At 37.4% G+C, this 26,850-nt stretch carries 33 protein-coding genes; 19 read left to right on the top strand and 14 right to left on the bottom strand.

Going from position 1 to position 26,850, the window contains the following annotated elements; translation table 11 throughout:
* Positions 1-563: 563 nt before the first annotated feature.
* From F3G70_RS12075 to F3G70_RS07110, 3 genes are read right to left on the bottom strand one after another with little or no spacing between them, the layout of a single operon-like run.
* Complete coding sequence (locus tag F3G70_RS12075; protein ID WP_188118113.1) at positions 564-740, bottom strand: hypothetical protein; 177 nt, start codon at positions 738-740, stop codon at positions 564-566.
* Complete coding sequence (locus F3G70_RS07115) at positions 737-1,180, bottom strand: SseB family protein (RefSeq protein WP_149732010.1); 444 nt, start codon at positions 1,178-1,180, stop codon at positions 737-739. The genes F3G70_RS12075 and F3G70_RS07115 overlap by 4 nt, the downstream gene beginning before the upstream one ends.
* A gap of 2 nt (positions 1,181-1,182) precedes the next feature.
* Positions 1,183-1,614 carry an SseB family protein gene (locus tag F3G70_RS07110; protein ID WP_188118112.1) on the bottom strand — a complete coding sequence of 144 codons (432 nt, stop codon included), beginning with the start codon at positions 1,612-1,614 and terminating at the stop codon, positions 1,183-1,185.
* Positions 1,615-1,869: 255 nt separating this feature from the next.
* Here F3G70_RS07110 and F3G70_RS07105 point away from each other — a divergent pair, with 255 nt between their 5' ends.
* On the top strand, positions 1,870-2,463 hold the full coding sequence (locus tag F3G70_RS07105) for a hypothetical protein (protein ID WP_149732008.1): 594 nt from the start codon (positions 1,870-1,872) through the stop codon (positions 2,461-2,463).
* A gap of 5 nt (positions 2,464-2,468) precedes the next feature.
* Entirely contained in the window at positions 2,469-2,744 is a 276-nt protein-coding gene (locus F3G70_RS07100) for a hypothetical protein (RefSeq protein WP_149732007.1), read from the top strand.
* On the opposite strand, the gene F3G70_RS07095 is transcribed toward F3G70_RS07100, so the two are convergent.
* Together F3G70_RS07095 and F3G70_RS07090 are read right to left on the bottom strand one after the other, a co-directional pair.
* Positions 2,741-3,691: a ketopantoate reductase family protein gene (locus F3G70_RS07095; RefSeq protein WP_149732006.1), complete on the bottom strand. Its 951-nt coding sequence runs from the start codon at positions 3,689-3,691 to the stop codon at positions 2,741-2,743. The genes F3G70_RS07100 and F3G70_RS07095 overlap by 4 nt on opposite strands.
* Before the next feature lie 217 nt (positions 3,692-3,908).
* Positions 3,909-5,000 (bottom strand): cation diffusion facilitator family transporter, encoded by a 1,092-nt coding sequence (locus tag F3G70_RS07090; protein ID WP_149732005.1) that lies wholly within the window; start codon positions 4,998-5,000, stop codon positions 3,909-3,911.
* Positions 5,001-5,127: 127 nt separating this feature from the next.
* On the opposite strand from F3G70_RS07090, the gene F3G70_RS07085 reads away from it, so the two are divergent.
* On the top strand, positions 5,128-6,861 hold the full coding sequence (locus tag F3G70_RS07085; protein ID WP_223166038.1) for an AAA family ATPase: 1,734 nt from the start codon (positions 5,128-5,130) through the stop codon (positions 6,859-6,861).
* Here the strand turns inward: F3G70_RS07085 and F3G70_RS07080 are convergent.
* Both F3G70_RS07080 and F3G70_RS07075 read right to left on the bottom strand, forming a co-directional pair.
* Entirely contained in the window at positions 6,858-7,865 is a 1,008-nt protein-coding gene (locus F3G70_RS07080; protein ID WP_149732004.1) for a TIGR00268 family protein, read from the bottom strand. The genes F3G70_RS07085 and F3G70_RS07080 overlap by 4 nt on opposite strands.
* A gap of 33 nt (positions 7,866-7,898) precedes the next feature.
* Entirely contained in the window at positions 7,899-8,438 is a 540-nt protein-coding gene (locus F3G70_RS07075) for a glutathione peroxidase (protein ID WP_149732003.1), read from the bottom strand.
* 127 nt (positions 8,439-8,565) lie between these two features.
* Between F3G70_RS07075 and rbr the strand changes: the two genes are divergently transcribed.
* From rbr to F3G70_RS07050, 5 genes are all read left to right on the top strand, one after another.
* On the top strand, positions 8,566-9,111 hold the full coding sequence (rbr, locus tag F3G70_RS07070) for a rubrerythrin (protein WP_149732002.1): 546 nt from the start codon (positions 8,566-8,568) through the stop codon (positions 9,109-9,111).
* A gap of 419 nt (positions 9,112-9,530) precedes the next feature.
* Positions 9,531-10,199, top strand: a complete 669-nt coding sequence (locus F3G70_RS07065; RefSeq protein WP_149732001.1) for an epoxyqueuosine reductase — start codon at positions 9,531-9,533, stop codon at positions 10,197-10,199.
* 4 nt (positions 10,200-10,203) lie between these two features.
* Positions 10,204-10,878 carry a DNA alkylation repair protein gene (locus tag F3G70_RS07060; protein WP_149732000.1) on the top strand — a complete coding sequence of 225 codons (675 nt, stop codon included), beginning with the start codon at positions 10,204-10,206 and terminating at the stop codon, positions 10,876-10,878.
* 290 nt (positions 10,879-11,168) lie between these two features.
* Positions 11,169-11,762: a vWA domain-containing protein gene (locus tag F3G70_RS07055; protein ID WP_149731999.1), complete on the top strand. Its 594-nt coding sequence runs from the start codon at positions 11,169-11,171 to the stop codon at positions 11,760-11,762.
* A gap of 87 nt (positions 11,763-11,849) precedes the next feature.
* A complete protein-coding gene (locus F3G70_RS07050; protein WP_149731998.1) occupies positions 11,850-12,194 on the top strand; it encodes a hypothetical protein in 345 nt (114 codons plus the stop codon).
* Positions 12,195-12,227: 33 nt separating this feature from the next.
* Here the strand turns inward: F3G70_RS07050 and F3G70_RS07045 are convergent, their stop codons facing one another.
* A complete protein-coding gene (locus tag F3G70_RS07045; RefSeq protein WP_149731997.1) occupies positions 12,228-13,094 on the bottom strand; it encodes a hypothetical protein in 867 nt (288 codons plus the stop codon).
* Positions 13,095-13,170: 76 nt separating this feature from the next.
* Between F3G70_RS07045 and F3G70_RS07040 the strand changes: the two genes are divergently transcribed.
* The 3 genes from F3G70_RS07040 to F3G70_RS07030 all read left to right on the top strand — a co-directional run bounded on the left by F3G70_RS07040 (position 13,171) and on the right by F3G70_RS07030 (position 16,438).
* Positions 13,171-13,929 carry an alpha/beta fold hydrolase gene (locus F3G70_RS07040; protein WP_149731996.1) on the top strand — a complete coding sequence of 253 codons (759 nt, stop codon included), beginning with the start codon at positions 13,171-13,173 and terminating at the stop codon, positions 13,927-13,929.
* The gene (locus F3G70_RS07035) at positions 13,926-14,903 is read left to right on the top strand and encodes a glycosyltransferase family 2 protein (protein ID WP_149731995.1); all 978 of its coding nucleotides are present in this window, start codon (positions 13,926-13,928) and stop codon (positions 14,901-14,903) included. The genes F3G70_RS07040 and F3G70_RS07035 overlap by 4 nt, the downstream gene beginning before the upstream one ends.
* Before the next feature lie 164 nt (positions 14,904-15,067).
* On the top strand, positions 15,068-16,438 hold the full coding sequence (locus tag F3G70_RS07030) for an MATE family efflux transporter (protein WP_149731994.1): 1,371 nt from the start codon (positions 15,068-15,070) through the stop codon (positions 16,436-16,438).
* Here F3G70_RS07030 and F3G70_RS07025 read toward each other — a convergent pair.
* On the bottom strand, positions 16,435-16,986 hold the full coding sequence (locus tag F3G70_RS07025) for a manganese efflux pump MntP (protein WP_149731993.1): 552 nt from the start codon (positions 16,984-16,986) through the stop codon (positions 16,435-16,437). The two genes, F3G70_RS07030 and F3G70_RS07025, sit on opposite strands and share 4 nt — an antisense overlap.
* Before the next feature lie 78 nt (positions 16,987-17,064).
* Between F3G70_RS07025 and F3G70_RS07020 the strand changes: the two genes are divergently transcribed.
* From F3G70_RS07020 to F3G70_RS07005, 4 genes are read left to right on the top strand one after another with little or no spacing between them, the layout of a single operon-like run.
* Complete coding sequence (locus F3G70_RS07020; protein ID WP_149731992.1) at positions 17,065-17,658, top strand: hypothetical protein; 594 nt, start codon at positions 17,065-17,067, stop codon at positions 17,656-17,658.
* Positions 17,659-17,660: 2 nt separating this feature from the next.
* On the top strand, positions 17,661-17,996 hold the full coding sequence (locus F3G70_RS07015) for a hypothetical protein (protein ID WP_149731991.1): 336 nt from the start codon (positions 17,661-17,663) through the stop codon (positions 17,994-17,996).
* Positions 17,997-18,039: 43 nt separating this feature from the next.
* Positions 18,040-18,465, top strand: coding sequence for a universal stress protein (locus F3G70_RS07010; protein WP_149731990.1), 426 nt, complete (start codon positions 18,040-18,042; stop codon positions 18,463-18,465).
* Between the two features lie 18 nt (positions 18,466-18,483).
* Complete coding sequence (locus F3G70_RS07005; protein WP_149731989.1) at positions 18,484-18,777, top strand: hypothetical protein; 294 nt, start codon at positions 18,484-18,486, stop codon at positions 18,775-18,777.
* Here F3G70_RS07005 and ung read toward each other — a convergent pair.
* Positions 18,769-19,422, bottom strand: coding sequence for a uracil-DNA glycosylase (gene ung / locus F3G70_RS07000; RefSeq protein ID WP_149731988.1), 654 nt, complete (start codon positions 19,420-19,422; stop codon positions 18,769-18,771). The two genes, F3G70_RS07005 and ung, sit on opposite strands and share 9 nt — an antisense overlap.
* A gap of 400 nt (positions 19,423-19,822) precedes the next feature.
* On the opposite strand from ung, the gene F3G70_RS06995 reads away from it, so the two are divergent.
* Together F3G70_RS06995 and F3G70_RS06990 are read left to right on the top strand one after the other, a co-directional pair.
* Positions 19,823-20,287: a hypothetical protein gene (locus F3G70_RS06995; protein ID WP_149731987.1), complete on the top strand. Its 465-nt coding sequence runs from the start codon at positions 19,823-19,825 to the stop codon at positions 20,285-20,287.
* Between the two features lie 130 nt (positions 20,288-20,417).
* Positions 20,418-20,756 (top strand): hypothetical protein, encoded by a 339-nt coding sequence (locus tag F3G70_RS06990; protein WP_149731986.1) that lies wholly within the window; start codon positions 20,418-20,420, stop codon positions 20,754-20,756.
* Positions 20,757-21,328: 572 nt separating this feature from the next.
* Here F3G70_RS06990 and F3G70_RS06985 read toward each other — a convergent pair.
* Positions 21,329-22,108: a hypothetical protein gene (locus tag F3G70_RS06985; protein ID WP_149731985.1), complete on the bottom strand. Its 780-nt coding sequence runs from the start codon at positions 22,106-22,108 to the stop codon at positions 21,329-21,331.
* Between the two features lie 36 nt (positions 22,109-22,144).
* Between F3G70_RS06985 and F3G70_RS06980 the strand changes: the two genes are divergently transcribed.
* Positions 22,145-22,579 (top strand): hypothetical protein, encoded by a 435-nt coding sequence (locus tag F3G70_RS06980; RefSeq protein WP_149731984.1) that lies wholly within the window; start codon positions 22,145-22,147, stop codon positions 22,577-22,579.
* Between the two features lie 13 nt (positions 22,580-22,592).
* Positions 22,593-23,378, top strand: coding sequence for a potassium channel family protein (locus F3G70_RS06975; RefSeq protein WP_149731983.1), 786 nt, complete (start codon positions 22,593-22,595; stop codon positions 23,376-23,378).
* A 111-nt stretch (positions 23,379-23,489) separates the two neighbouring features.
* On the opposite strand, the gene F3G70_RS06970 is transcribed toward F3G70_RS06975, so the two are convergent.
* The 3 genes from F3G70_RS06970 to F3G70_RS06960 form a co-directional block, all read right to left on the bottom strand.
* A complete protein-coding gene (locus F3G70_RS06970; protein ID WP_149731982.1) occupies positions 23,490-24,977 on the bottom strand; it encodes a hypothetical protein in 1,488 nt (495 codons plus the stop codon).
* Between the two features lie 315 nt (positions 24,978-25,292).
* Positions 25,293-25,904 carry an ABC transporter ATP-binding protein gene (locus F3G70_RS06965; RefSeq protein WP_149731981.1) on the bottom strand — a complete coding sequence of 204 codons (612 nt, stop codon included), beginning with the start codon at positions 25,902-25,904 and terminating at the stop codon, positions 25,293-25,295.
* On the bottom strand, positions 25,894-26,841 hold the full coding sequence (locus F3G70_RS06960) for an oligopeptide/dipeptide ABC transporter ATP-binding protein (RefSeq protein ID WP_149731980.1): 948 nt from the start codon (positions 26,839-26,841) through the stop codon (positions 25,894-25,896). Before F3G70_RS06960 ends, F3G70_RS06965 begins: the two co-directional genes overlap by 11 nt.
* Positions 26,842-26,850: the final 9 nt, after the last annotated feature.

The following is a 26,850-nucleotide window of genomic DNA, read 5'->3' as shown; positions in this document are numbered from 1 at the left end:
GTTATTGTATTTGTCAGTTTCCTGTTAATCTTTCGATTGAGTGGGCATTTGCTTTCTTTAGCATCCCATATCCGGAAAAGAACATCAGACTTCCTTACGGTCACCCTACCACATATTACATGTGGACGATTCCGGACTTACCAAGTTAATCAGTTGTTAGAAACGATTAGGTTAGGTTCTCCAATTACACCGACTGGCATTATAAGGGTTGTGATTTATATACATGACCAATCACTCATGTATGTCCTGTAAATCCAGTAATACAGTAGCTCTTCGAAACTTCCTACCCACTGCTGAATATAACGATGCTTTTTTTTTAGGAGTTCACTGTCGTTAACCAATACTAATCTTTCTCTCGCATTCGTGCCATTGGAAGTTATGGCATCGATTATGCTTTACCTATCTTGCAACCCACCTCACCGTTGCCGGTGACGCAGTTTCAAGGGAGAATAATGCACACAACAACATTATCAGTTTATAGAACTGCACTAACATATGCTTTAATAAGCATATAACAAATTACTGATCCTAGCTTGTCGCACGGTTGGGGTATTCTTGCAATATTATGATAAATTAATTGAAACCTCGCAGGGCTTGTAATCGGCAATTTCTAAGTATTCAAAGCCTTTCTCATAGTTTTCCATATCGGAAAAGACTATTATCTTAAAGTCTTCTAGAGAACCCATTACGAGAAAGTCCCTTTCATGATCTTCACCTAATGTGGGACAGATGAATTTCATATCTCTCCCTCCGGATTCATTCTGAAATTCTGGGAATGGGGATTGATGACGATTCCTTTCAGGTTTTCGTCGCTTTCAGCTATTTTTTTAATGTCGTCGGCGGACAGTACCTTAGGCGTCAGTTTGTCCAAAAACAGCTTTGATATCTTTTCGCTTCCATCCTTATATTCACAGACATCCGTAAAAACTGGAATGATATATTCACTGGTCTTTTCGGTTAGCGTGAACTTGACCGGGAAGTCCTTTTCATCAACTATTGTCAGATAGACTTCCTGAGGGTAAGCTCTTTTTATATTTATTTTTACGCCGTCAAGCTCCGTTGCGGATTCCTTCTTGACTTTATCCAATATCTTGATGTAAAGGTCAATGAAATCCTTCATCTGGCTTTTGCATCCGCCTTCACCGGATTTTTTATAGTATTTATAGTCCTTTTCTTGCATGTCTACTCATCACAGCAGTCGTGGATGGTTTCTGCAAATACTACAAAGCCGTTTTCCGGAGCGTTGATTGCAAGACCTAAAAAGTCATCGTCTTCCTCGTAGGCTGCAATGATGTCCTGGCCGGTTGCCTTATCCATTTCAAACTCGCCGCTTCCTTCTTCGTTCATGAAAAACTCAATGGCCTTTTTGGCTTCCTCTTCGCTGGTGTAAACAGGCAGGAAAAAGCTTTCGTCATCTTCATCTTCACCGATTAGAAGTGCGACGATTTCTGTTTCTTCATCAACCTTGTTTAAAAGCATGATGAGTTCGCTTCTGAAAACCAGGTGGTCTATTTCATGTGCAAGTTCATGCAATTCTTCTTCTGAGCTTTGATTGTCTTCAAGTTCAATGTACTGTTCAGTTAATTCTTTTAAATTTTCAGCGGTATTTTCCATAATTATCACCATAAATATTTTTGATAAATTTTTTAAAATAAGTATTTTTATAAACTAATAAGCATTCTCTTCCTAAACACCACTAAAGGAATACAAACGAATGCTTATCATTAACCATCACCATTGTTCATATTATAAAAAAAAGTATGTAAAATATGAACACTACTATATTACTACTTCAAAGTATATAAGTCTTTAGTTTTTTTAACTAATTTACACTAAACTTATATACAAGTTATTACCATAATGAAAATCATGAAAAGGATATTTCTATTGTTATTGACATTTCTTTTGATTGGAAGTGTTTGTGCTGTTGATTATTCGAACGTCAGTATTGACGGAGCCGATTTTCAGATTCCTCCGCAATACTCCCAAGGCACCTTGGATAAGGGCAAATATGTTTTCGAAGACTTGAGGACATTTGCCATTCTGCACGTTGACGATTATATCGTAAGCAATTACGGAGGCATGTACAAGATCGCTGACTTTAAGGAAAAGATTAGTGTCGGTGAGCGCCCCGCAATGCTTCTGACATACTATAATACTTATATCAAGGATAATGTGTCTCAGCTGTATTTCCCTGTGGGAGAATCGGTGTACTGCATTTATTTCAGGGGAAACAATGTAACTTCAGATATTTCTAACATTGTTGAGACTGCTCCTCCATCCGAAATGACTTCTGAAGCTTTCTACGGCATTTTATCCGAAGCCAAAAAGGAACATGATTACAGGAAGTATCTTGACGATCTGGCTGCGGATTATTCAGGCATAGCCTCAACCAGGGATTCAGCCAGCAATTCAAATGACGATCAGATTGTTAAATGGTATCTTCTAACACACTGGAGGTGAATTAAATGATTTGTCCAAGTTGCAAAAAGGTTTACGGTGATGAAAATGTCTTCTGCATTGAATGCGGAACACGTCTTGTCGATGATTTATTTGAAAATCCTATGGAGCGCTTTTCCTCACGCGTGAAAAGCTCTAATAAAAGCAGGGTCGAAAGGCCCGTTAGGGAAAATCAGTATATTCCTCCAAACGACAACAAGCTTGATGTATTGATAGTTCAAAACAAGCATCTGATAAAGCAGAACAAGCGAATCATAGAGTTGCTGGAAAAGATTTCCAGCTAGAACTCGCTTTCAATGGCTTTAATCAGTTTGTATATGATTCTGTTGGTTTCAACATCAACATCATACTTTTCAGCCAAATCGATTACCTTTCCGTTCAAGGTGTCGATTTCGGTTCTTATTTTTCTTTTTATGTCCTGATGGGTTGATGAATAGTGATTGTAGGTATCGGGAACCAGTTTTGAGTAGAAAACTTTTTTATAGTCATCGGCTGAGTCCCATAACGTGGTGTACGGAGAGGCCTCGATGACGCTGAATATCTCTTCGATAATACTGTCCATTAATGCCTTTGAGTATTCGTTTTCGGTTAGCTTGCCGTAGGTGACGTCCAATATAGCTCCCAGGGGGTTTAACGTGCAGTTGTAAAGCATCTTTGCCCACAGGTATTTATCCAGATCTTGCGTCAATTCACAGTTGATTCCGGATGCGGTTATCATGTCTGCTATCGGCTGTAAATGATTAATGTCCTCGTTTTGAAGCGTTCCCAGAAGAATCGGTTCGGTGTATACCGTAACTTCGCTTACGTTTCTTTTGGGGCGGGTAAAGCCCGTTATGATTCTTGCGCAGTAGACTTCGGAGGTCTTGAAAAATCTTAAAAACGGCTCGTCGTTTCCGAATCCGTTCTGGCATATTAATATGGTGAAGTTATCCTTCAGGATATGCCTGTTTTCGTCAAGCTTTCGGCTGATGTCATCGTTTGCGGTCGTTTTGCTTGAAACAAGAACAAAGTCAAAGCTATTTTCTTTAATCTGTGTGTATGAGTCATATACGGTAAAGTCTTCAGGTTTGAAAGAGTAGTGCTTGAAAAGTCCTGTTCTTTCAACTCCGTTTTTTCTCATTGCCTCTGCGGTTTTTTCGCTTGCAAGAAATGATACGTTTGCGTTTTGTGATAGAAGTGACGTTCCAAGTCCGATTCCCACCGAACCGGAACCTATTATTAAAATATTCATGATAATTTTTCCTTAAATCTTTCTATGTTATTAGTATTTATAAGGCATATTTAATACATTTTTTCAATCTTGAATTTTACACTTGAAACGCAACTAATCACTTATAACTTATTCTTTTAAAAATCCTTTATTTTCTATTTAAAGAGTTTTAAGGAAGTTTACTTATAAAGCATATAAATGTTAAATTAAACGTACGTTTCTAATGTAAAATATTTTTTTAGTCGCTTACGTCATAGTCATCGATAATGATGTAATTAAATTCGGGATGCATTTGTCTGATTTTTTCAAGGATTTCATCCTTCACTCTCTTTCTGTCAGCGTCAAAGTCAACGATAATGTCAAAGCTTACAAGCTTTTCGTCCTCATATACGTAGAAGCCGTGAATCTGCAGGACCTCTTCGTATTGAGAAACTATTTCGTCCAGATCCTTTCTGATATAATCATACTTATCATTTCTAGCATATATTCCAACGGTTAAAGCTATTGAAAACTCTTTGTAGATTTTAAATGTGATTTCACGGGTTAATTTGTGTATTTCACGGGCGGTCAGGTCGTCATCCACTTCAACGTGAACAGATCCCTGCATGTCTTCAGGCCCGTAATTGTGCAGGCTCAAGTCATACGCTCCGTAAACTCCGTCAACCTCTTCTATTGACTTTTTAATCTTTTGTGAAAGTTCAGAGTCAACCCTTGCACCGATCATGCTGTCCAGAGTCTCTTTAAGCATGTCGATACTTGCCTTGATGATAACAAAGGATATGATGACTCCTAAAATCCCCTCCAGATGAATGTTATAAAAAATGGAGACGATTGCTGCAATAAGCGTTGAAAGCGAAAGTATCGCGTCAAAAAAAGCGTCGCTTCCCGATGCGACAAGTGCCTGTGAATTGATTTCCTCGCCGACGCCTTTAACGTATCTGCCCAATACGAACTTGACGGCAACTGCCACGGCAATTATTATTAATGAGACCGTCGTATAGCTGGTTACGTCTGGTGTAAATATCTTCGGCCAGGATTCCTGCAAAGCGGTGATTCCCGCCCACAGTACGATAACTGCAATGATTACAGATGAGAAATACTCTATCCTTCCGTAGCCGTAAGGGTGCTCCTTGTCCGGTGCCTTGCCCGCTAATTTTGTACCGATAATTGTTATTATTGAAGACAGGGCATCGGTAAGGTTGTTTACGGCATCCAGGGTAATAGCTATTGAGTTTACAAGAATTCCGACTGTAGCCTTGAATGCAACCAGTATCAGGTTTACAATAATGCCTATAACGCTAGTTTTGATAATCTTGCTTTGCCTTTCCATATTGAAAGTTATGTCATTGTTCAGATATAAATCTATTTTTTTAATTTTCTTATATTTTTGTTATTTCAGATAATTATTTTAACAATGTTTTAGTAACATATTAACAGTACGTAGGAGATGTGTTAATTTGCCCGCAAAATGGAAACTCTGTAAAAACTGTCAGCGCAAGGTTGAAGCTGACGCTCAAAAATGCCCCTTCTGTTCATGCGATTCCTTTGAGGAAATCGAAGAATCAGAATCATTGATCAGCCTAAGGCAAGACCTTAAGGAACTGTTTGAATACTGCGACCTCATAGATAACCGTGGCGAGTACGATAAGGAAGTCACCCCCATTCTTGCCGATTTCAAGGAAAGGGGAGGATGCCTGAAGAGTCTGCTTAAATCAAACATGTCCGAATTTCTCTATTATATTGCGGTTCAGGCAAACGTATTTACAGAAAACAAGCTGATTTTCATCGATGACGTTCTCGAGCTTGATGAGGATTTGGAAGTCCTGAATTTTAATCTCTATAAATTATATTATATTGACTACATCAAGGAGTTTCCGATTCCGTTTAAGATATTTATTGAAAATGACCTCTTTCACAAGGAATTTCTTGAAAAGAAGAACCTTAAAGGCTACACATCCAAACTCTTTGAAATTTACAGGAATACGGGCAACGAATATTTCAAATGCGACAATGACACGGATTATGACTGCGAAAGGATTTTAAGCGCATATATGGATAACCTCTCTGAAAACATCATCACATTCAAGCGTGATTTTCCAAGCGGCAATTATAAGGTTGATGCAGACGACGATGAAATCGAAAAGGTGCTTGATATGCTCATTAACTGCAAAAGCATCAGTGATTTGCATGAAAACCTCATAGCTTCCGCAAAGCAGTGGATTGGATATGCCATTGACGGCGATGAGAAATATGTGGATTTCTACAAGGAGCTCTCACAGAAAAGGCCCGATGTTGTTGCAGCCATTCTGATGGACCAGAACAATGTCGTTCAGATTTCAGACGGCGTTTTTCAAAAATCAGAAGAGCCACCGGAAAAGGAAAGCCTTGATGATCTGCTTGATGAATTAAACGGATTGGTAGGCCTTGAAGCCGTCAAAAAGGAAGTGAATTCATTAATTAACCTTGTTAAAATCAGAAAGATTCGTGAGGAGCGCGGAATCAGCCAGCCTCCAATGTCACTGCATCTTGTCTTTTCAGGTAATCCCGGAACGGGAAAGACAACCGTTGCAAGGCTTCTTTCAAAAATCTATGCGGAACTCGGGATATTGTCTAAAGGCCACCTCATTGAAACCGACAGAAGCGGTCTTGTGGGAGGATATCTCGGACAGACTGCCATAAAGACCCAGGAAGTCATTCAAAGCGCAATGGGCGGAATACTATTCATTGATGAGGCTTATGCATTGGCTCCAAAGCGCCAGGATGACGCATACGGTCAGGAAGCCATTGACACCATCCTTAAGGCGATGGAAGACCACAGGGACGATTTGATCGTTATCGTTGCCGGCTATCCGGGGCTTATGGATAATTTCATACACTCAAATCCTGGCCTTGAATCCAGATTCAACAAGTACATCTTCTTTGAGGACTACAACCCCGAAGAGCTTCACGGAATATTTTTAAGCATGTGCGAAAATTCAAGCCTTAAGCTTGACGATACGGCCGATAAGTATCTGAAAGGATTGTGCGAGGACCTCTACGAAACGAGAGGCGACAATTTCGCAAACGCCCGTGAAATAAGAAACATCTTTGAAAGGGTATTGACCGCACAGGCCAACAGATTGTCCTGCGATATCGATATAAGTGATGATGAGCTGATGACGATTGTGATTGATGACTTTAAGCAGGACTAGACTTCCCTTCTTAATTTGGATAATGCGTCCATGAATCTGTTTAAAGCTTCGTCATAGCTTTTTAAATCATGTCCTTCAATCAGTCCGCCTTTATGTATTTTGATGTTTTCAAGTTCGATTTTTTCTTCATTTTCATTAATGATGTCAGTTAATTGTTTTTTGGTGTTTTCAAGGTTTATGCCGAAAGGCAGCTGGTATGAAAATGACCCGTCATTATAATCCAGTTTAATGTATTCGTCATCGTCAATTGACGTTAAATTTAGTGCGACTTTTTTAAACCCTTGGCCTTTTAATGCATCGTTAATGTCATTAAATTTATCGTTTCTAATAATTTCATTAACATCATCCACTTCAAGTAGGGCAAGCTCTCCCAAATCCCTCACTTTCACTATTTCACATGATGTGTTTGCCAGAATGTAGTCTTCGCATGAGCTGATTTTATCGATTTTTTCTTTAGTCGTTTTTGTGTTTGTGGCAATCCTTGTTGCAAGGCATGTGGTTGACCTTGAATAGCTTACGTTATTTTCATTTAAGTACTGATGGATTTCTTTTGAAGTGAGCCTTGCATCAATGAAAGGAGTATTAAATCCCATTTCATAGGTTATGAGAATTCCCGGACGGTCAGCAACCAGGTCGCTGATGTTGTTTCCGTCGCAGATAAAGTCAAAACAGTTTTTCAAGGCAAATTCCTTAATTTTAGTATACATGAGCTTCCTGCAGGTAAAGCATCTTTTAGAATCGTTTGAAAGGAAATACTCATCCTCATAAAAGTTGATGTCAATTACCTCATGCCTTATTCCGAATGATTCTGCAGTCTTTCTTGTATGTTCAATGAAGCCTGTCGGCATCAGATGATTGTCTATGGTAACCGCTAAAGTGTCTGCTGCAACTTCAGAAGATAAATAGGCCATTAGCGTTGAATCGGCTCCGCCTGAAAATCCTATGGCTACTTTTTTGTCTTTCAGCATATCCTTGACGGCTTCAATTTTGCTTTCGGGAGTCATAATATTCTTCAAAAAAATAATGTAAAGGAATCGCTATAGCAATTCCTTGATTTTTGCCTTTACGTCTTGTAAATCTTCTGTAGGCTCAAACCTTTGAACCACGTTGCCTTCACGGTCAACCAGGAACTTGGTGAAGTTCCATTTGATGTCGTCATTGTCCTTGTAGTGCCTGTCAACGGCCTTCAAAACCAGTTTCAGTTTGGTTGCACCCTTTCCGGTAATGTCTGTGAAAGGCTGTTCTTTTTTCAGATATTCAAACAGGGGATCAGCATTTTCCCCATTGACGTCAATCTTGTCGAATATTTCATATGGAACCAGCCATTTGCTGCGGCATACTTCTTTTATTTCCTCGGTCGTTCCAGGGGCCTGTTTTCCGAACTGGTTGCATGGGAAATCCAGAATGGTAAATCCTTCATCATGGAATTCGTTATAGATTTCGTTTAATTCAGTGTATTGCGGCGTGAAACCGCATTTTGTGGCTGAATTGACTATGAGTATAACCATTCCCTCATATTCACTGAGGGATTTCATATTTCCTTCAGAATCTTTAACTTCAAAGTCATATATTGTCATAAATTAACCTCCATTATGGTCAATTGTTTAACTGTATGTTTTTTAATTATATATTATTTTTGTACAGCTAAAAAACACTATTTTTTTATATAATATTTTTTAAATATAATAATTGGAGATGTTATATATGACTGATTTAAAAGGTACAAAAACTGAAGAAAATTTACAAGCTGCTTTTGCAGGTGAGTCCCAGGCTCACACAAAATACCAATACTTTGCCGCTAAGGCAAAAGAAGAAGGATACGTACAAATCCACGATATTTTCATGGAAACTTCCAAAAACGAAAGGGAACATGCAAAAATCTGGTATAAAATTTTGCACGATGAAGAAATCCCTGACACTATCGAAAACTTAAACGCTGCTGCTGACGGTGAAAACGAAGAATGGACTTCAATGTACAAAGAATTCGCTGAAACCGCCAAAGAAGAAGGATTCCCAAAAATCGCTTTCTTATTTGAAAAAGTCGGCGCAATCGAAAAAGAACATGAAGAAAGATACAGAACATTACTCGCTAACGTAGAAAACGAAACTGTATTTGCAAAAGAAGAAGCAATCGAATGGAAATGTGAAAACTGCGGATTCATTTTCAAAGGTCCTAACGCACCTGAAAAATGTCCTGTCTGCGGATTCCCTAAAGCACATTTCGAAGAAAGAGCTCAAAACTATAAATAGATTTTGATCTTTTTTTTTACTTTTTTTTTTAATTTTTTAAAAATAGAGATAATATAAGGCGCTTAATGGCAGTTTAAACGCCTTTATTGACTTATGCGGAAAAAATTCTTTTGGCAGATAGAAATTTTTTCTAGATTTTTGGTTTGAATTAGAAAATTGTGAGAAAACTAATTCAAACAATTTAATTTTGGAGATTGTATTAGTTTTTGACTAATAATGTTTTAAGCAATGTGTTTTAGGTTTGCACCTTTCTTTACATCACTATTTAATAATGTTGTAAGAAGTAGTATATAAATGTTTCGTTTTTTTTTAGGAATACCTAAAAATTTTCATTCAAGAGAACAAGAAAAAATAACTATTGTTATATTAAGGTAGTCTTTCAAAGTATTTAAATATAACTGTGATATAACTATTAAATAATGTTTGATGGAGATGTTTTAAGGCAGTATTTAATCAAAGAGGGAATTTCCAAAGTCGGATATACTGCAGTAAAAGTAAGCGAATTTGAAAGCCTTCCCTATGCTGTTTCTCTGGTAAGAAAGCTTCCCCGAAAGGCCATTGAGCTATTAATGGAAGACGAATTCAGGGCCTACTGGAAAATATTCCACTCAGAGGTTGATGAATTGACCAGAATCGCACTTGAGGCAGAGCAACTGATTAAGGATAACGGCCATAACGCCTTTGCCATGACCATGAAAAGAAACGAGTGCGATATGGAAAAGCTGTTGTCTAAAATTCCCTATAAGACACTGGCCACATCATCAGGTCTCGGATGGATTGGAAGGTCGGCTCTATTTGTATGCGAGGAGTACGGATCTGCCGTTGCCCTTTCAGCAATACTTACCGACATGCCTTTGGAAGTGGACAGCCCCATAACGGATTCATTCTGCGATGACTGCGAGGAATGCCAGAAAGCCTGTCCCGTTGATGCCATAAACCCGACGAAATGGAATTCAAGGCTTGAGAGAAGCGACATTATAGACATTGACGTATGCAGTGAGTATATAATTGATCAGTTCAAGGCAGGCTTGGGATGCAGCAAATGCCTAAGTAATTGTAGGTTAACTCAGGATTACTTCAAGAGATGACACTATGGAATTAGCTGACATTATAGAATTCTTTGAATCAAATGTCGATGAGGATAATCTCAAGACTATGAATCGATTAAAGGTAGGCTCCGATAAAAAATACGGCATCAGAATGCCTGTTTTAAGAAAATTTGCTAAAGAAATAGGCAAAGATCATGAGCTGGCCTTAAAATTATGGAATCATGGCTATCACGAATCAAGGCTTCTTGCCACATTGATTGAAGAATCCGATAAGGTAGATAAAGCCCAGCTTGAAGCTTGGGTAAACGATTTCGATACATGGGATTTGTGCGACCAGGCATGCATTAACCTGCTTGTTGAAATGCCTTCAGCAATTGAAAGGATTCCAATTTGGGCTGAATCAGAAAAGGAATTCGTTAAAAGGACTGCCTTCAGCCTGATTGCGGTAATTGCGGTTCATGACAAGACTTCGGATGATTCTTATTTTGAAGGGTTCTTCTCGCTAATCGGAAAAGCCTCCTTTGACGAGAGGAATTTCGTTAAAAAGTCAGTGAATTGGGCAATTCGAAGTATCGGAAAAAAGAACATTCATTTAAATCAAAAAGCAATTGAACTATCTAATGAGATTTTAGAGTACGATTCAAAATCTGCCAGATGGATTGCGAAAAATGCCTTAAGGGAACTTGAAAGCGAAAAGGTTCAAAAGAAGCTGAATTAAAAAAATAGGCGTTTTTGGCAGTTAAACGCCTTCAATAATCTTTGGTGGATAGGTTTTTTCTTGGGGGTTTTGAATTAGAACCGAAATTCTAATTCAAATCGAGATTGTATTTTAGAATAATTCATAGTGATATTTTTTTAGGTATTCCTAAATATCAATCACTGTTTATTAATATATACTTGTCCTATATAAATATTTTTCTTATTTTTAGTTTCACCTTAACAATAAACACAACTTATATATACTAGTATTTACTAATAACTTATACACAACATATAAACGGTGATATTATGATGGTTGAAAATGAAATGGATATAATATTTTTGCTTGACAGAAGCGGTTCAATGTACGGATCCGAAAAGGACACAATCGGAGGATTCAACTCTCTAATCAGGCAGTACAAAAAGGATGAAATCAATGCCAGGGTAACCACAGTGCTTTTTGACCACGGATATAATGTGCTCTACAGGAGAAAAAGCATCTGGGACGTTGAAGAATTAACCGAAAACGAATACCATGTAAGGGGATCAACTGCACTTCTTGATGCAATCGGAAGGACAATCCTCACCATGCAGAAGGAAGTCAGCGGAAAGGTGCTTTTTGTAATAACAACAGACGGTTACGAAAACTCCTCCAGGGAATTCACGAAACCTCAAATCAAAAACATGATTTCAAACCACAACTGGGAGTTTGTTTTCCTTGGATCAGACATCGACTCATATTCCGAAGCCACCCAACTCGGAATAAAAAGAGAACGTATTGCAAACTACAAAAAGAGTCCAAAAGGCATCAAGAACATGTATGACAGCGTAAAAGATTTGAGCCTTTGCGTGTATGAGAACCGTGAAATAGACGAAAAGTGGAAGGAAAATCTCGAGGGATAGGAACTTATAGCCAGTCATTAAACAAAACTTAAATATTCAGGCATTACATATTAATGAATAATTAGAATTTTTTTTAATGGTGATAATATGGCTGATAAGAAACTGTTAAAAGACTACACAAAAGAGGAAATTGCTGAATTTTCCGCTCTTGAAAAGGAAGCATACGAAAGAGCAAACAAACTGAATAAAGAGTTCATTCACATTGAAAGTCTTTTAAAGGACCTGACCGACCACTGGAAGGAATACTTCATTTTCCTTGAAGATCAAAAAATCTCTAAAATCTGTGAATTCTACGGTGAAAAGGCAGCTCCATTCGACGATGAGCTTCGTGAAGTAATCGCCGGAAACCTTAAAAGCTCCCTTAACGACGTTCACAAGGCCGTTAACTACAATACCAAAAAAATAGACACCGGAAGAATATTGGACAGATAAGTGTTAATTTGCGTTAATTAACACTTTCCTTACTTATTTTAATTTTATGATATTATACCATGCAAAGCTTTCACCTGCATAATTGCTTATCAGTATGGACGTTATTGAAATTATAACATATATTAACGTGACGTCAATAGGAGTCACGGCCATAAAGAAGCACAGTCCTATAATTTCCGTTAAATAGAATATTAATGGATTGTTAATGCCCATATAAGTGAATATTCCCAAAACGACAGGCGTAAAGACAATAGCTAGTATAAAGGCGCATACGTATGCAAAGGGATAGATGTTGACAACGTTTAAGTTAAAGAGGAATATGAATAGATACAGTTCAAATGAGGCCAGTATGAATCCCTGAACGCCTCCTGCAATTGCCTGTGCCATGGTATGCTTTTTAAGAGTAACCCTTGACCATATCAGTATCGGATAGAGCACTGCAAAGATTGCTCCGAAAGGACCTGCAAGTATAATTAATGCGCAGACCGGACCTGCAAGGCCTGTTGTGTGGACGCTGATTTTCCAGTGCCTTGTAATTAGCATAACGATAAACGTATTGATTGCATAGCACAAAAGGGTAACTGTGAGAAATTGGTTTAATCCTAAAAACATTGAGATTAAAAAACCGATAAAGTATGACGCTGAGCCAATAATTAACGGGGTGAATCTGTCCTCTCTGTTTGATATGTCCTTGTCGCTTCCTGTCCTTTTGGCCCAGTATAAAATGATAGCCATCGGAAGGATTGAAGTAAAGACAAGTGAGACCAGCTCAAGCATTGGAAACTCCCAGATATTGTCCTTTGCAAGTATCAGACAGATTATAAAGAATAAAGGTATGCTGATTATCGGCGGATTGGTAAAAGTTGAAATAGTTTTAGCCACTTTCATTTTTTGTTTCATGATTGATTATATTAATGCATTGCCCTTAAATACATTTGCTAAAATTTTTTAATCAATTGCTACAAAACTAATAATCATGAAAATCAATTATCTGCTTGAAGGCGACGGCGATAAGACTATCGTTTTCATACACGGCCTAAGTGACAGCCTCCTATACTGGCTTCCGTTAACGTCAGTTCTTAAAAGTGATTACATGGTATTGTCATATGACTTAAGGGGTCACGGCGAGTCCGAATTGGGTTTTGATGAATTTACGGTGGACCTGCTTTCAGATGACTTGCATAATCTCTTAAATGATTTGGGAATTGATGAGGCGTCATTAATCGGTTTGTCATTGGGGGGAAACGTTGCATTGAATTTTGCCCTTAATTATCCTGATTTTACCGATAAGCTTGTGCTCATGTCCACTTTCAGCGAAGTCGACGACGAGCTTCATGAGAAGTTTTTGGAGTTCAGGGATGCCATTGACGTATCCTTTGAGGAGTTCTATGACGTTATCATAAACTACGTTCTTCCAGATGAAATGATTGAAAAACATAAGGGCGATTTGGAATTCATAAAAATGGAAGCTGCCAAAACTGCCAATTTAAAGGCTATTAAAAATGCGATTGACATGGGAATGGAGTTTAATGTGACTTCACGCTTGTCTGAGATTGATTCTCCGGCATTGATTTTATCAGGCCGTGACGATGAGATAACCTCCGTTGAACTGCAGAGGATTTTAAACGATAACATTGATGATTCAGAAATGGTAATATTTGAAAATACTCGCCATAATCTTTTAATAGGTCAAAATATCGAAGAAATATTGAAACTGATAAGGGGATTCGTATGAAAATATCAGTGATTTTAACGGTTTTTAACGAGGAGAGATATATTGCAAATGCCATTGAAAGCATTCTGAATCAGACATTGCATGATCTGGAGCTTATCATAATCAATGACGGCTCAACGGACGATACATTAGATATTATTAACTCCTTTGATGATGAAAGGATTATTTTAATTGATAACGGGGAAAACATTGGTCCCGGTGCATCAAGAAACAAGGGGATTGAAATTGCCCGTGGCGAATACGTTTCATTTCTCGACGGCGATGACTGGTTTACATCCGATGCCCTTGAGGAATGTTTTAATGAAGCCAAAAGCAAAAATACAGACATTACAATGTTTCAGATGCTTAATTATGATGACGAAACCGGCAGGGTCTATGAAAACGACTGGTTCAACCTGAATAGCTTTGACAAGTCATTTGACGGCAGGGTATTTGCTCCCGATGAATGCAGTGATTTTTTATTTGATTTGTCCGTCAGCGGATCTCAAAAGATTTACAAAAACTCTTTTCTTCAGAAAAGCAACGTCCGCTTTCCAGAAGGCATGCTCTTTGAGGACATGCCATTTTTCTTTGAAATCTATCTGAAGGCCAAAAGAATCTCCATCATCAGAAAGCATTTCTATTACCGCCGAAAGCATTCAAAGTCAATCACCCATGTCGTTGACTGCACCTACCTCGATACCGTTCCTGCAGGACAGGAAAACATGAGAAGATTCATTGAAAACGGCTACTACGAAGACTACAAGTATGATCTGCTTGCCTACAAGATTAACGGACCCCGCATAGCGCTGGGCGAAATCGTCGATAAATGCAAAAGGCCATTATATGATTTGATTCATGCAGATTACCTTGAAATAAAGGATTCAATCTATTATGACGATTATCTAAATGAACTGGGTCCGGTAAAGCTCAAGTTCTTCTTGGATGTTATAAAATCAGATACTTATGATGAGTTTTTAAAGCTTCAGGACTGATTTATTGTTGTTAATGCAACAGTTTATATATAAGTAAAAACTAAAATTAACCTATCGAATTGAATTTTTTTAATTTATATTAATGCCACCTCAATTCAAATTCAGACTTTTTAATTAAATCATATTGGCAACATTTTATTCAACAATTTACAAGGTATTATTAAATGACTGACAGTAACGAAAACATTCAGATGATTACAGGTGACCCTAAAAAGGCAATTGTCAAACTGGCAATTCCGATGATGATTTCCATGCTTTTAATTATGCTCTACAATATTGCAGACAGCATATGGGTTTCAGGACTCGGTGCGGACGCATTGGCTGCAATAGGATTCATCACGCCATTATTCATGGTACTGGTCGGTTTAGGTAACGGTATCGGAGCGGGAGCAAACTCACTCATTGCTCGTCATATCGGAGCCAAAAACTACGACGAGGCAAATAACGCTGCCCTGCACGCAATTTTACTATGTATCATAATTTCTGTAATATCAACGGCCGTAATGCTCATATTCATGCGCCAGCTTTTGGAAATGATGGGTGCCGGCGAAACTATAGAATATGCGGTAAGCTATGGAAATATCGTATTTGGAGCACTTTTCATCTTTGTATATTCCGGAGTGGCCTCAGCGATATTCAGGTCCGAAGGAGACATGAGAAGGGCAACAATTGCAATCGCAGTAACTGCTGTCATGAACATAATTCTCGATCCGGTTTTCATTTATGTTTTAAACATGGGAATTGTCGGTGCGGCATGGGCAACGGTATTTTCAGCCACGTTATCATGTATTGTAATGTCATACTGGATATGGGGTAAAAAAGACCTGTATCTTGATTTATCACCTAAAAACTTCCATTTTGAAGGAAAAATGGTTCTTGATGAGCTTCAGGTAGCTATCCCTTCAACCCTTGAAAATATCGTCTTTTCAATTCTTGCAATCATCATTAACGGCATGCTTGTGGTCGTGGCCGGAACGACAGCTGTAGCGGTGTATACCGCATCAATGAGAATCGTTCAATTAGCTATGATTCCTCTTTTAGGTATTGGAACTGCTGTATTGACCGTTGCAGGCGTTGCATACGGTGCGCACAATTCCGAAAACCTCAAGACTGCCCATTCCTATTCAATCAAACTGGGTTTCGTTCTTTCAATAGCTATCGGAATAGTGATGTATGTATTCTCTTCACAGATTGCTACGCTTTTTGCCTATACTTCAGCAAGCGCATCCATGGCTCCTGAAATCGCAACGGCAATATCCATATTGACATTGTTTGTTTTGGCGATTCCGCACGGTATAATGTCAGCAATGATGTTTCAGGGTGTCGGAAAGGGCATATATTCACTGATTATTACATTGCTTCGTTCACTGATTTTTGAATGCATATGCTCATATGTGTTCTGCTTTGTTTTCGGCTGGGGAGTTATAGGAATCTATGCAGGTCTGGTATTGGGATGTTTCTTGGGAGGAGTTTTCGGTTATGTCTGGGCAAAGCTCTATGTCAGGAAATACCAGAGAATATGGGATTCACATTAAAATCCTAAAAGAATCTTTATTCCGATTAGAATCAGTATGACGCCGCCCAAAATCTGGAAGCGGCCACCGAAGTAATCGCCGATCTTTTTTCCGATGAAAATTCCCAATAAGGTAAAGAGAAAAGCAACGATTCCGATGATTACTGACGGTATAAGGATTTCGCTTCCGAGAATTGCATAAGTTAAACCGACCGCAAAGGCGTCTATGCTTGTGGCTATGGCAAGTAAAGTTACTTCCTTGAAGCTGAAATTGTCTGTAATGTCCTCATCATCGCTTAAACTTTCCCTAATCATATTAAGCCCTATTGCCAAAAGGAGAATGAATCCTACGAATGAGGCTATTGACGCGATGAATGTTGATATTGCCTCGCCGAAATAATATCCTAAAATGGGCATCATGAACTGGAAAAATCCGAAAAATAGCGCATAATAAAAAATCTGGCTTTTTGTGAGGTCCTTTTGCGTAAAGCCCTTTGTCAGTGAAACGCTGAAGGCATCCATTGCAAGAGCAACCGCAATAAGAAGTGTTGAAATTAATTGAAAAACCATAAGGTAATATATCGTTTGAAATTTATTTAAATTTATTGTTTGAAAAACTATAATTACCTTGAACATCAATTAATAATTATGAACTTAAAGACTGTCACGTTAATGTTAATAATTCTCATTTTAAGCGTTAATGCCAGTTATGCATTTAATTCATTGGATGTGGACTGCGAGGACATCTTGTACGGCCAGGCCACACGCATTGACGTTAAGCTTCCTGGAGATGCAAGGGGAATCGTCAACGTAACGATTGATGATGAAATCCATTCCTTTGACATTAACTCATCAAGAATTTACGGACTAAACGGTTTACTGTTAATGCCGGTTGAAATCGATGGCTTAAAGGTCGGCGAGTACAACGTTACAGTTAGTTACGATAACATGACCGCCCACTCATCATTTAACGTAACAAAGCCCCATAAGTACACTTTCAATTCAACCGATTTGATAAAGGATTACAGGAACGGATCTGACTTTGCAGTTCAGGTACTGGCTGACGGCGAAGCTATTGGAGCAAACGAGAACGTGACATTATTTGTAAACGGAGTCAACTACACCCGCACTACTGATAATGATGGCGTAGCGCATCTCAACATTAACCTGGAGCCTGGAAACTACATCATTTCATATGAATACAGAACCTACAAGTCATACAACAACATCATGGTGCTTTAACTATGAAAAGCAGTGAAATCAACCCCATTAAATCGGACAGGATGGAAATAGACTGTCAGGGAATCTTTGATGCTATAATATCTCTTGAAATCGAGTTTGACGGCAATGAGGAATTCGATAAATATCTAAAAGAAACCTTCAATGAGCTGGAAGAGCTGTTGCTGAAGGTTAATGACATCGAGCTCTTTTCAGAGATGGTGGATATCATTTTCAGATTCAAGTATCGCCACAGGGAACTTAAGGCCCAGCTGGATTTCGTCGATGATGAAAACATTCTCAATTCTCCGGACCTGCAAAGTGTTTTAAATGAATTATCGAAATTTAGTGAAATAATATAAATGTAAGTAAAAACATATTATATTGTACAAGGAGTTTTCAAAGATGTTTGATAAAATACTATTACCTACAGACGGTTCTGAGTTTTCAGAGCATGAAGTTGAAAGAGCTATAAAAGCACTTGCAGACGACGGGGAAATCATAATATTGTCCGTTGCAAGTAAACTGTCAGCTACAACACCATTTCAAAGCAAAAAAACAATTGCTAAAATGAATGCGGGTTTTTTAAAGGAAGCGCAGGATAACGTGGATCGCATGGCCGCACGCTTTGACGAAAGAGTCAACGTAAAAAAAATGGTCGTTAAGGGAATCCCTTCAGATGTTATCGTCGACGTTGCAGAAAAGGAAGACGTTGATTTGATTATCATTTCCGCTTCAGGTAAATCCGGCCTTCACAGGTTCTTCATTGGAAGCGTAGCCGAAAAGGTACTTAAAAGCACGGAAAGAGACGTTTTGCTGATTCACAACTGAATCATTTACCCTTTTTTTATGAATCCCGACGTTTACTACATCGATTTTGATGTGGAGGAAGTGAGCTTAAAGATTAATTCCATAATGAGCAGATGGTCGGCTCACTTATTGAAAATCACCGGCCAGAAGTGGCAGGTTTTAAACCACGATGATGAAATAATTTACGAATGTCACTTTTTCATCGACTTTAAAAATCTTGAAGGCAGAATAAAGCTTGAGGATTTAAAACTTAACGTTATCCATCATATAGAGTCGTTAAGGGACGATACCATATATATCGACAACATGATAATTCCCGATTTGCTATACTAGCTTCCAGTCGATTTCATTTTCCCTTAAAAATTCGTTGCATAACTTGAAGTGATTGCATCCAAGAAAGCCCCTTCTTGCAGAAAATGGCGATGGGTGTGACGTTATTAATACAAGATGATTTTCATTGTCTAAAAGATCCTTTTTCTTTTCGGCCTGCTTTCCCCATAACAGGAAAACAATTGGTTGTTCTTGATTATTTAATATTTCAATGACTCTGTCTGTAAAAATCTGCCATCCGCAGTCGCTGTGTGAGTTTGCCTCGCCTTCACGGACGGTCAATACTGTGTTTAAAAGGAATACTCCCTGTCTTGCCCAGGATTCCAGGCATCCTGATTCGGGGATATCATAACCGTATTCGCTTTGGATTTCCTTGAATATGTTTTTAAGTGATCTTGGTATAGGCCTTCCCTCAGGTGTTGAAAAGCAAAGTCCGTGAGCCTGTCCGGCTTCATGATATGGATCCTGGCCTAAAATAACAACCTTAACGTCTTTTAAAGGTGTTAATTTAAATGCATTGAAAACCTCATCCCGTGGCGGATAAACCGTTTTCGTTTCATATTCCTCATCAATAAATTCCATAATGTGTTTAAAGTATTCCTTTTCGAATTCCTCGGCTAAAAAGGAATCCCAGTCATTTCCAATCATGTATTTAATTATGTATTTTTTCGTTAATAATCTATTGTATATTTTTTTAATTTCATAAATTTTTCAAAAAAGCGGAAAAAAACCGATACCTTTATATACTATTAGTGATATATTAATTAGTACTGTACTTTAAATTTTCCGCACCATTTGTAAACAGACTGTATACGAATTATCATATAACTTTAAGGGAGTTGATAGATATGATAGCATTTGTAGAAGTCACTGGGTATTCAGTGTTCTAATCCAAAATATATTTTCCAACTGTAGGCTTGCTTTTTGAATACTATTTTGAAAAGAGGAGGTTGTATCCATCCGTATTTGACAATCCGCTCTTAAGAGCATTTTAAAGCAACCCGTTGTTAAAAGACCAAAAACCATTATCATAAAAAAAGAGGAAAATATGCAAATTAATATTAGAAAAACAATCCAAACCACCGTAACTGTAGCTGACGAATTCCTGTTCTACGTTGAAGAGCTTGACGCATCAGGCGAAATGCCGACCCTCCTTGGCCTTGCCGATGAAAAGTACACCTTCGACGGAATGGATGACGAATTTTTCGAGTTCGTTGAAAGAAAAATGAATGAAAGCGGCATCTATGTCAGGCTCATTCACGTTGTAGAAAAAAGCTGTGCCGGCAGTACCGTAACCTTTGAGGTTGAAAGCGGTTTAGCCAAAAGCGCAGTCGTTTTTGAAAACCCCGATTTGGGTGAAGTCACCGACATCGGAATCAGGATTCACGGCAATAACGTCACTTTAGGCACAACGGTCTACAATCCAAGGCCGCACTTCGAAAGTCTCGCCGGACATGTCTTGCTTGAAGAGATTGCACGTGACATGATTAAGGATTTGATCTTTTACGATTAAATCCACATTTTTTATTATTTACTTAAAAGGAGTGATTTATCATCAGAGATTTAGCGAAATTCATATTCATGATAGGATATTTGTTGACCTGCATTGTATTTGGAAATTTACTGTTTTAGGAGGGATTTGAATGGATAACTGTCCGAACTGCAATAACAGAGTATGCGTCAACTCTTCAATGACGCACCTTGCAAACCTTTGCGATTTGATTTTCGATTCCAGCCAGCCGGAATTGATGATGCTTGACGAATACTACATTAACATGGGATTTCTTCTAAACGACGAATATCCTGAAAAGCTTAGAAAACCGAGAAAGATACCGACCAAGCTGCCTCAGAGACTGCCTGAACTCGTAACGCCGTTCATTTACTTTGAGGAGTTTCCGGCGATTTCCATAACCTGCAAGAAAACCCCATGGATTTTCCACTATGCAGATAGTGAGATTGACGTTGAATTTCTGGATAACTGAAGCGTTATCGCTCCAGCTATCCTTTTTTTAAACCAATAGAAGATGGGTTCACCCAGAATGAAAATTAGAAATTTTTTGAAACTATAGCCATGTCTTTGAATAATAATGTCTGGGTGAACTGATTACTTATTTTGTATTTTAAACTATTTAAATCTTTTTAATTCTAAAATAAAGGCAATATTATAATAAACGAGTAATTTGCAATGATTTTAGATTTTTTCAAAAAGCGAGTAATATTCAAAATGAAAGTAATTTCGATTAAAAAATTCATATTTTTTTCTAGGTGAAATTCTCGGAGGAAAGCGTGGATTTAATTAATAAACTATAAAGTAAGGAGGTAACGTCCACCCAGAAGATGTTTTTCCTCCGAGACGAGAACAAATTTAATAGAAATATATCACAACTTGAAAATATTCAATCTGGGTGAACTGATTAGTTATTTTGTATTTTAATGTATTTAAATCTTTTTAATTCTAAAATAAAGGCAATATTATATTAATTGAGTAATTTGAAGTGATTTTAGATTTTTTCAAAAAGCGAGTAATATTTAAAAAGAAGGTAATTCCAATCAATCACAGGCACATGTGTATTACGTCTGTATTTGAATATAACTCACCAACTTGACTTTTGGAAAGATGTATGGTCTGGCTTAAAGCGTCAATTGTTTGAATGTATTCCTCTGAGAGATCGTACCATGAATCGCTGGTTGAAGCAATCTCGTCATTGAGGATTTTGCCGATTTTCAATAGGAGTTCAAAGGCAAAATCATATTCGCCGGCTTTAAGTATATTGGTAATATCCTCCCTTAAAAATTCATACAGGTCGGATTCCATTGAATCCAAGTCATACATTCCATGATCTTCAAAATTATAGCCTTCGCCTTGCCTGAATATCTTTCTTAACTTTTTTGAGTAGTGAGTTTCATCGATTTTTGACTTTTTAGAAAATTCATCCAAAAATCTCTTTTTCAAATCGGGATTGACTTCAAGCTCCCTTTTTAAAAATCCCTTGATGTTTGATTCACTGGCAACGCTTATGATATCCTCAATATCATCATCTGATTTAAGGAGTTCAGGATGCTTTTCAACGTAAAACATTAAAGCAGCGTAATGCTTGCAGAAATAATGCTTTGAATTGCAGTTGCAGAAAGGATGGCTTGGACTGTCAAACAATAGTGGAGTCATGATTTCAGTATTGTCATTAAATTTAGCGATAATCTCTACTCCATTGTTTTCAATTTCTGTAATTTCCAAATCCAAAGCTTCCCTTAACGTTTTCTCATCAATGTTATATTGCCATCCGTCCATGTTAATTCTTATGTGGAAAGTCGGTAATGCCTTTTTTGTTTGCAAAATAATGTTATACTAAAAGATACAAAGTTATAATAAATGAATATTGAAATGCTTTTAAATGATTTTAATGTCTATTGTCTGGATGAGAATAACTGGTTAATAGATAATGATTCGCTGATTGATTATGAGATTAGCCATAACGGCGTTTACGTTAATTTGATAAGCATTGAAGAAGGGCATTGTTCAGGTTGTGATGAATTCGACTTTTATATTGTTGGCAATGACTTTTACAATTATTCAACGGATTATGTCATAAGAACTCCATTTGAAAAAATTAATCTTCCCGTTGGCGATGACAGCGAACTGGAATGCTTTGACTTTGGAGCCAAAATCAAATCCGATGAAATAACCTACGGCATTAATGACGATAAATTCATCGCTTTTGATGATGATCATCTTTTCTATTCGGAAAATGCAAATTTACATGAATTCCTGCTTGAAAAGATGAAAGAAATAATGATGAAATATTAGGGAGATAATCTAAATGGATACGAAAAAAATCATAAACATTACCCGGATGATATTGAGCTTGCTGATTGTTCTGGATGTAATTCTCATAACCTATTCTCTCGTATCCGACATTTCACCGGCATTATATCAAAAAATACTTCTTTTTGACATTGTAATATGTATAATACTGCTATTTGATTTCTTCTGGGGCTATTTCAAGGCAGAAGACAAGAAGGAATACTTCAAATCAAACTGGATAGAGCTGATTGCATCCATACCGTTTGACATTGTCTTTTCCCAGTTCATGTATCTGAGATACCTGAGGCTCCTTAGAATATTCAGGATACTCTTTTTAATCGGAGAATACTTCAAAATCGTCGGCACTTTTCTTAAGGATACCCGCCTTGATGAGATACTGGCCATTCTGCTTTTGATTGTAATAGGTTCCACATTAAGCTTATACCTTGTTGATCCGGGAATGAGCAATCTTTTTGATGACCTGTGGTTTGTTGTTGTAAGCATAACGACCGTTGGATACGGTGACATCACCCCGAACAGCGTTTACGGAAAGATTGTAAGCCTGGTTCTTCTGATTATCGGCGTATTTATCTTCAGTGCAATCACCGGAGCCATTTCCACATACTTCATGGATAATCTCTTGAAGGAAGGAAGCTATCACATTATCGAGATAAAGGAAAAGATCGATTCACAGGATGCCAAAATCGATGAGATGAACGAGCAGCTCGCTAAAAACGAGGCTAAAATCGACGAGCTTAAAGACGAAATCCGTGAACTGAAAGAGATAATTAAAGAAAAATGATGTGTGTATTTTAAATCAAAAGAATAACTCGCTATTTTTAAAATAATTATATGATATCATCAATACTAATAAATTAAAATGATGGCATTGAAAAAAATAAGGAGAATATAATTAAATGGTTATATTCTCAGTGTATGTGTTTGTATTTCCATTGTTATCAGTGAATACCACTTTGATTTCATGATTTCCTGATAATAAGCTAAACAAATCAAATATGATTTGTAAAAGATTATCCGTTGTTGTGGCATTGAATACCAGTTTACCGTCTATGTATACCAGAAGATGTCCGTTTCTGAAGTCTTTGTTGAATATATGGTTTAGCACATCCAGTGTCAATTTGTTGTCTTTTATTGGTATTTGATTATTATGCACTGTTATTTTATCAATACTTCCATAGTTTGTGTTGTATTCCTGATAATTTGGATTTGATGTTGGTTCATCATAATCATAATCGTCAGCACCACCGGTATACTCAAAATTTTGAGGAGTATTATTTAAAAATAGAACTTCTTTTTGTATTAATTCCCCATTTCTAAATATGGCTCCTGCTTCTTTACTTGCGGAATTTTCAATGAATTCTGATAGTATTATTTCTACCGGACCATCGTTATAGTATATTGCGCCACCTAATTTTGCATGGTTTTTATTGAATTTTGAGCCGAAGATGACATATTTTACTATTGAGTTTGAATTTGGATTTTCGTTAAAGATATTAATTGCTCCGCCTTTTTCTCCAGCGGTATTGTGTGTAAAGTTACAGTTTACTATATTAATGGCATCTTTATTTTTGTTATGAATATGGATTGCACCGCCATAGTGTGAAGCTTTGTTATCAATAAAATTACAATCAGTTATATCTATTATTTTATTTCCCTTAATGAATATGGATCCGCCTAATCCTCCTCGACCTATTCTTTCAATAGCAGTTGTTGAAGTAGCTGTATTATATTTAAAAGTACTATTAACTATTTTTGTATAACCTGCGCTATCTACATAAATAGCACCTCCAGATTGTGTAAATGCTTTATTGTTTAAAAAAATACAATTTCTTACTTCTAATTCTCCACCTTTAAAGTAAACAGCACCACCCATTCGGGATTCACCGTCTATAAAAGTTATATTATCCAAAACAAGACGTTGAATATAGCTTCCATCGCTAAGATATAAGATTCCCATTTTATGATTCGCATCGAGGGTATGACCATTACCGTGGATTACAATTGAACCGGTAAGTTTTATACCCTGTTGCAATCCATTAATTAATTGTTTATCTGTTGCCTTATTATAAGTATAATCTCTATCCAGTGTGACTTCACTTTTACCTGAAAGTAAATTAAATAAGTCGGTGAAAGTTCCAGGATTTGAATTTCCATCACCTAAAATTTCATTATTATTATTTTCCGCCGCCAAAATATTTTCATTACTTGAAATTTCATTGTTGTTTTCTGCAGCTAAAATATTTTCGTTGTTTATGTCAAGACTGATTACATCACCATCAACTTCATCAACGTTTTGAGATGTGTCGGCTGCACTAACGGATGAAATCGTAATCATGATGAAAAGGATTAATACAGTTATTAAAACTTTCTTAAACTTCATTATAATTCCTCCAAATCAATAATATAATTTTTATAAATGATATGTATATAACTTTTTTTGGTTAAAACAACAATATTCCTGTTGCGCAGACGGAGTGATGGTTATGGAATATGTGAATACTATTCATATTTTGTTTTTTGGCTTCCAGCGGACAAAAAATTACTGTCATTTTAATTAATTTTAGCTATTATAATTCAATCAGTTATAATGTAAACTACTAAAATAATCAAATGAAAATTTAATTTAATAAAAGATCAAATAAAAAATAGAATTGATGAACGGTAACATCTACATTAAAAAAATAAAAAAAGTATATTAGAGATTATTAATCTCATTAAACTTTATGATGTCATCACAGATTACGTCAAGCAATTCATCGTCGTGGCTTACTGCCAGTATTCCGATGTTGTTTGCCTTGCAGTGGTTGATTAGGGCTTCCCAGATTTGCACCTGGGTTACAGCGTCAAGCATCGTACTTATTTCGTCTGCAATGATGAATTTCGTTTTTGGATTAAGCGCTCTCAATATACTGAAACGTTGTAATTCTCCGCCTGAAAGTTCGTTCGGCCAACGGGTCAGCCATGCATCCTTTAAACCGAAGGTATCCTTCAAATCTTGTGTAGGGGTCCATGATTCGTTTAAAACCTTGTTCATTTTCCACTTCGGATTCATGGTCTTTTCCGGATGCTGGAAAATCAGCTGTACGGGATAGTAGTCCTTGTCAGGTATCTGATTGCCGTCTAAAGTAACATTGCCCGTGTAGTGTGTAATGTATCCGGCCATGATTTTGCACAGTGTGCTTTTTCCGCTTCCGCTGTCTCCAATCAGGCCTATAATCTGGTCGCTTTTAACGGACAGTGAAATGTCCTTGAGTATCTCCCTTTTCTTGTTGTATGAAAAGGATATGTTATCAGCCTTAAGCTCCATCGTTAGCCTCCTTGAAATTAAAGCATCTTATCATTACGCCGTCATGTTCCTCAAGCTCAGGTCTTTCCTTGTTGCATCTGTCAGTGCGTATAGGACAGTTTTCATAGTACGGACATCCAGGTATTTCGCCTAAAGGCTGGACTCCTTCTGTGAGCTTGAAGCCGTTTCTTGGAAGGGAATCGATTAATGCCTTCGTATACGGGTGAAGAACCGTTTCTGAGCTTGAAAAGTTTTTAACGTCATTGATTTCGATAACGTAACCGGAATAGAATATTGCAATTCTATCGGCAGTTTTAAGCGCCGCATCGATTTCGTGGGTAATCAATAATACTCCTTTTCCGTGCTCCTTAAGGTTTTTGATATCTGAAATCGTTTCCTCAACGCTTTTCTTGTCAAGGCCTGGAGTAGGCTCATCAGCTATAAGCAAATCAGGGTCTTCTATCAAAGCTGTAGACAATAATACTTTTCTTGCCATTCCTCCGGAAAGTTCAAAAGGATATAAGTTATCCACGCTTTCGTCAAGGCCGTATCTTGCAAATATTTCCCTTTGCCTGACTTTGCGCTCCTTATGCTCTGCATCGTCCTTGCACTCGCCTATTGCCTGCTCGGATACTTTCATCAATGGATCAAGGAAATTGACTGACTGGGGAATGAGACATATTTCATCACCCCTTAATTTCTCTTTCAAATCCTGGTCCAAAGTCTGTCCCTTGTATCTTATTTCGCCTGTGACGTGGGAGTTATAGGGAAGGATTCCAAGTATTGAATGTGCCAGAAGGCTTTTACCGGATCCGCTTGAACCCAGAACCGCCACGATTTCTGATTCATCCACATCAATTGTCAAATCGGAAATGACCCTTGAGTCGTGCCTGTTTAGACCCTGGACGTATTGCGTAAATGATATGGATAAGTTTTCCACTTCTAGTAATTTAGCCATTTAAATCAC

Source organism: Methanobrevibacter millerae (assembly GCF_900103415.1).
Lineage (GTDB): Archaea > Methanobacteriota > Methanobacteria > Methanobacteriales > Methanobacteriaceae > Methanocatella > Methanocatella millerae.
The sequence above is the reverse complement of the archived record's forward strand: the minus strand, read 5'-3'. Positions and strand labels throughout refer to the sequence as shown.

What these genes read in the sequence shown, in the direction of transcription:
- F3G70_RS07040 (WP_149731996.1), top strand. Translation starts at nt 13,171, where the DNA reads ATGAAAATCAATTATCTGCTTGAAGGCGACGGCGATAAGACTATCGTT.
- F3G70_RS07100 (WP_149732007.1), top strand. Translation starts at nt 2,469, where the DNA reads ATGATTTGTCCAAGTTGCAAAAAGGTTTACGGTGATGAAAATGTCTTC.
- F3G70_RS12075 (WP_188118113.1), bottom strand. Translation starts at nt 740, where the DNA reads ATGAAATTCATCTGTCCCACATTAGGTGAAGATCATGAAAGGGACTTT.
- F3G70_RS07025 (WP_149731993.1), bottom strand. Translation starts at nt 16,986, where the DNA reads ATGGTTTTTCAATTAATTTCAACACTTCTTATTGCGGTTGCTCTTGCA.
- F3G70_RS06975 (WP_149731983.1), top strand. Translation starts at nt 22,593, where the DNA reads ATGGATACGAAAAAAATCATAAACATTACCCGGATGATATTGAGCTTG.
- F3G70_RS07065 (WP_149732001.1), top strand. Translation starts at nt 9,531, where the DNA reads ATGTTTGATGGAGATGTTTTAAGGCAGTATTTAATCAAAGAGGGAATT.
- rbr (WP_149732002.1), top strand. Translation starts at nt 8,566, where the DNA reads ATGACTGATTTAAAAGGTACAAAAACTGAAGAAAATTTACAAGCTGCT.
- F3G70_RS07105 (WP_149732008.1), top strand. Translation starts at nt 1,870, where the DNA reads ATGAAAAGGATATTTCTATTGTTATTGACATTTCTTTTGATTGGAAGT.
- F3G70_RS07055 (WP_149731999.1), top strand. Translation starts at nt 11,169, where the DNA reads ATGATGGTTGAAAATGAAATGGATATAATATTTTTGCTTGACAGAAGC.
- F3G70_RS06960 (WP_149731980.1), bottom strand. Translation starts at nt 26,841, where the DNA reads ATGGCTAAATTACTAGAAGTGGAAAACTTATCCATATCATTTACGCAA.
- F3G70_RS07005 (WP_149731989.1), top strand. Translation starts at nt 18,484, where the DNA reads ATGAATCCCGACGTTTACTACATCGATTTTGATGTGGAGGAAGTGAGC.
- ung (WP_149731988.1), bottom strand. Translation starts at nt 19,422, where the DNA reads ATGATTGGAAATGACTGGGATTCCTTTTTAGCCGAGGAATTCGAAAAG.
- F3G70_RS07080 (WP_149732004.1), bottom strand. Translation starts at nt 7,865, where the DNA reads ATGACTCCCGAAAGCAAAATTGAAGCCGTCAAGGATATGCTGAAAGAC.
- F3G70_RS06995 (WP_149731987.1), top strand. Translation starts at nt 19,823, where the DNA reads ATGCAAATTAATATTAGAAAAACAATCCAAACCACCGTAACTGTAGCT.
- F3G70_RS06965 (WP_149731981.1), bottom strand. Translation starts at nt 25,904, where the DNA reads ATGGAGCTTAAGGCTGATAACATATCCTTTTCATACAACAAGAAAAGG.
- F3G70_RS07010 (WP_149731990.1), top strand. Translation starts at nt 18,040, where the DNA reads ATGTTTGATAAAATACTATTACCTACAGACGGTTCTGAGTTTTCAGAG.
- F3G70_RS07030 (WP_149731994.1), top strand. Translation starts at nt 15,068, where the DNA reads ATGACTGACAGTAACGAAAACATTCAGATGATTACAGGTGACCCTAAA.
- F3G70_RS07060 (WP_149732000.1), top strand. Translation starts at nt 10,204, where the DNA reads ATGGAATTAGCTGACATTATAGAATTCTTTGAATCAAATGTCGATGAG.
- F3G70_RS06970 (WP_149731982.1), bottom strand. Translation starts at nt 24,977, where the DNA reads ATGAAGTTTAAGAAAGTTTTAATAACTGTATTAATCCTTTTCATCATG.
- F3G70_RS07015 (WP_149731991.1), top strand. Translation starts at nt 17,661, where the DNA reads ATGAAAAGCAGTGAAATCAACCCCATTAAATCGGACAGGATGGAAATA.
- F3G70_RS07075 (WP_149732003.1), bottom strand. Translation starts at nt 8,438, where the DNA reads ATGACAATATATGACTTTGAAGTTAAAGATTCTGAAGGAAATATGAAA.
- F3G70_RS07090 (WP_149732005.1), bottom strand. Translation starts at nt 5,000, where the DNA reads ATGGAAAGGCAAAGCAAGATTATCAAAACTAGCGTTATAGGCATTATT.
- F3G70_RS07050 (WP_149731998.1), top strand. Translation starts at nt 11,850, where the DNA reads ATGGCTGATAAGAAACTGTTAAAAGACTACACAAAAGAGGAAATTGCT.
- F3G70_RS07045 (WP_149731997.1), bottom strand. Translation starts at nt 13,094, where the DNA reads ATGAAACAAAAAATGAAAGTGGCTAAAACTATTTCAACTTTTACCAAT.
- F3G70_RS07035 (WP_149731995.1), top strand. Translation starts at nt 13,926, where the DNA reads ATGAAAATATCAGTGATTTTAACGGTTTTTAACGAGGAGAGATATATT.
- F3G70_RS06980 (WP_149731984.1), top strand. Translation starts at nt 22,145, where the DNA reads ATGAATATTGAAATGCTTTTAAATGATTTTAATGTCTATTGTCTGGAT.
- F3G70_RS07110 (WP_188118112.1), bottom strand. Translation starts at nt 1,614, where the DNA reads ATGGAAAATACCGCTGAAAATTTAAAAGAATTAACTGAACAGTACATT.
- F3G70_RS07020 (WP_149731992.1), top strand. Translation starts at nt 17,065, where the DNA reads ATGAACTTAAAGACTGTCACGTTAATGTTAATAATTCTCATTTTAAGC.
- F3G70_RS06990 (WP_149731986.1), top strand. Translation starts at nt 20,418, where the DNA reads ATGGATAACTGTCCGAACTGCAATAACAGAGTATGCGTCAACTCTTCA.
- F3G70_RS07095 (WP_149732006.1), bottom strand. Translation starts at nt 3,691, where the DNA reads ATGAATATTTTAATAATAGGTTCCGGTTCGGTGGGAATCGGACTTGGA.
- F3G70_RS07115 (WP_149732010.1), bottom strand. Translation starts at nt 1,180, where the DNA reads ATGCAAGAAAAGGACTATAAATACTATAAAAAATCCGGTGAAGGCGGA.